Source organism: Photobacterium aquae (assembly GCF_001029445.1).
GTDB classification, from domain to species: domain Bacteria; phylum Pseudomonadota; class Gammaproteobacteria; order Enterobacterales; family Vibrionaceae; genus Photobacterium; species Photobacterium aquae.
In genome coordinates this window covers 1-280 of the sequence record NZ_LDOT01000095.1, presented here as the reverse complement: position 1 = coordinate 280, position 280 = coordinate 1, and the positions used below count along the sequence as shown (strand labels likewise).

Below are 280 nucleotides of genomic sequence, written 5' to 3'. Positions count from 1 at the left end.
TATATTGCCTTTGCCAAGGCGGCGATCACCTTGGGGGAGTTGGATGCTATCTAACAACGACCTCTTATATGTCGCGGGCGTAGTTCAGCCCGCCGACAAAACCAAACAACACCAAGCCAGCTATGATGCTGGTTTTTTAGGTTCCAATTTTTCGGCATGGCAGGAAAACGAACAGCAGAAATTCAAACGATTGGACCAACTGCATTTTATTCGTACTAAAACGATCGCAAAACTCGGCCGCGAAGCGGCGGCACAAAGTGCCGAGGATAATAGGCTTGTC

Annotated in this window: 1 pseudogene; it reads left to right on the top strand. The window is 48.6% G+C overall.

Going from position 1 to position 280, the window contains the following annotated elements:
* Window positions 1–43: 43 nt before the first annotated feature.
* Window positions 44–280, top strand: a pseudogene (locus ABT56_RS23050) (hypothetical protein); the annotation flags it as partial.